Annotated in this window: 2 protein-coding genes; both read left to right on the forward strand. The window is 66.7% G+C overall.

Translation table 11 applies throughout. The features are described from left to right. Positions 1–1,675, forward strand: a 1,675-nt coding sequence (locus tag ACUSIJ_RS29505; protein WP_449311981.1) for an ABC transporter permease, incomplete at its 5' end; no start/stop codon positions are given. Positions 1,676–1,714: 39 nt separating this feature from the next. Beyond that, positions 1,715–2,356, forward strand: coding sequence for an invasion associated locus B family protein (locus ACUSIJ_RS29510; RefSeq protein WP_449311982.1), 642 nt, complete (start codon positions 1,715–1,717; stop codon positions 2,354–2,356). The last annotated feature ends 213 nt before the right edge of the window (positions 2,357–2,569 follow it).

Below are 2,569 nucleotides of genomic sequence, written 5' to 3' on the forward strand. Positions count from 1 at the left end.
AATCACGGCCTGCGAGAACGTCGAGGTGCCGGCGGCCTATGCCGGCCTTCCCCAAAAGGCCCGCCACGAGCGGGCGGCGGCGCTGCTCGCTCGGCTCGGCCTCGGCGAGCGCCTGCATTACCGGCCGGGACAGCTCTCCGGCGGCCAGCAGCAGCGCGTCTCGATCGCCCGCGCGCTGATGAACGGCGGGCGCATTATTCTGGCCGACGAGCCGACCGGCGCGCTCGACAGCGCCACCGGCACGGAGGTGCTGGCGCTGCTCAGGCAACTCGCCGCACAGGGTCACACCATCATCCTCATCACCCACGATCACGGCATCGCCAGAGCCGCGCAGCGTATCGTCGAGATCAGGGACGGACGCATCGTCAGTGACAGCGGGAACGACGGGGCAGAACAGGCTGCACCCGATGGTCCTCACCTTGAAGGATCATCAGCCCTCGGTCCCACGCTCCAGGTTCTATCCAAAAAAACATCGGCGGTGTCGGTGCTGGCGGACATGCACGAAGCCTTTCGCTCAGGAGCCCGGGCGCTGGGTGCCAATCCCTTCCGGACCATGCTCACGCTGCTCGGCATCATCATCGGCGTCGCCTCGGTCATCGCGCTGCTCGCCATCGGCGAAGGCGCCCGGCAGGATGTCGTCGCCCGCATGGCCTCCTTCGGCGCCAACCGCCTCTACGTCATCCCTGGCGGGGAAAGCAGCCGCGGCCCCGGCGGCCGGCTGTTGCCGGAGGACGTACCCTACGTCCGCTCGGTGCCGAATGTCACTGCCGCCATGCCCTACCTTCAGGGCAAGGTGACGGTGAGAGCCGGCAATATCGACTATCCCACCCAGGGCATCGCCATCACCACGGACTTCCCGCGTATCCTGAGCTGGCCGGTGGAGCGCGGCGTGTTCTTCACCGTCGAGGACGAACACAGGCTGGCGACGGTTGCCGTGATCGGGGCCAAGCTCGCGGCGCGCATGTTCCCGGACGGCTCCGATCCGATCCGGCGCAGCATTCTTGTCGACGGCGTGCCGTTCCAGGTGATCGGCGTGCTCGCCGCCAAGGGCAGCGGCGGCGCCGGCAGCGACGAGGACGACACCATCGTGTTTCCCTATCCCACCGGCGCGGCCCGTGTCTTCGGCCGGCAGGAACTGTCGTGGATCTCGGTGCTGATCGATGACCTCGCCCAGGCGAGGGAGACGGAGGCGGATGTCGTGCGTGTGCTGGAGCGGGCGCACGGCGTGCGCGACTTCAGGGTGTTCAACCAGGCGGCGAGCATCGAGGCGCAGTCGCGCACGCAGGACACCATGACGCTCCTGCTGGGCGCAACCGCCGCCATCTCGCTGCTTGTCGGCGGCATCGGCGTCATGAACGTGATGCTGATGACGGTGGGCGAGCGCACGCGCGAGATCGGCATCCGCATGGCAACGGGCGCGCGGACTTCCGACATCCTGCGCCAGTTTCTCACCGAAGCCGTCATGGTTGCGGGCACCGGCGGCATCGCGGGTGCTGTGATCGGCATCGCGGCGGGCACTGTCGCGGCCCACGCCTTCGCCATGCCGGTCATTTTTACCGGCACGGCGCTGCTCGGCGCGGTGCTGACCGCGCTCGTCACCGGCCTCGTCTTCGGCTTCATGCCGGCGCTGCGCGCCGCCCGCCTCGAACCCGTCGCGGCTCTGGCAAGGGAATGAACCATGACGCTGCTTCTTTGCACAACAAAAGGTCAGTCAATGTCGCGTAGCCGCTTCCCGAACGTCCTTTCCGCCCGTGGCATCGTTTTTTCTCTTCTGATGCTGGCCCCAACCTCATCCGCCATAGCGGCGGTTCCCGCAACCGGCCCCGAACGGCTGCGGCAGACGGAACAGCGGATTGCGCAGGTCGATACACGCGCCGCCTCGGCTTCCGGACGGCCGGTGCCGACGCTGCCCAACGGCGCCGCCTCCATCAACGAGACCTACGGCGACTGGACCGTTGCCTGCAACATCGTCGATGACGAAAAGGTCTGCGTGTTCAGCCAGACGCAGGGCAACAACCAGACCGGCCAGCGCGTCTTCGCCATCGAGTTGCGGCCCCCGGCGGATGGCAAGACGGAAGGTATGTTGCTGCTGCCGTTCGGGCTGAAACTCGATGACGGCGTGAAGCTGAAGATCGACGAGCAGAATCTCGGACAGGGCGCGCGCTTCTCGACCTGCGTTCCGGCCGGCTGCCTCGTGCCGCTGTCGTTCCCGACGGTCGTGACGGACGCACTGAAGAAGGGCGAGAAGCTCATCGTCAATGCCACCCGTTCCGGCGGCGGGGAACCGCCTGTCTTCACCATCCCGCTCAATGGCTTCACCGCTGCCTTCAACAGAACCACGGAACTGGCGAAATGATCGTCGGGGTTGGAAAGGTGATACTGCTCCTCAGCGGCGAAGCGAACCAGAACGACGCCTTCGCAGCGCTTCCGCAGCGTTCCGTTCCATACCCCGATCCCGCGACGGGTGTGTGAATGGCGGAAGGCGCACCGATCCCTTTCGATCACGATCCGGTTCTGCCCGATCGGGGGACGATCCGGCTGTGGGCGATCGCGGGACTGATCGCTTTTA

The sequence above is a fragment of the Pseudochelatococcus sp. B33 genome (assembly GCF_053570585.1).

Coding starts and splice junctions, on each gene's coding strand:
- ACUSIJ_RS29510 (WP_449311982.1), top strand. CDS start 1,715: ATGTCGCGTAGCCGCTTCCCGAACGTCCTTTCCGCCCGTGGCATCGTT.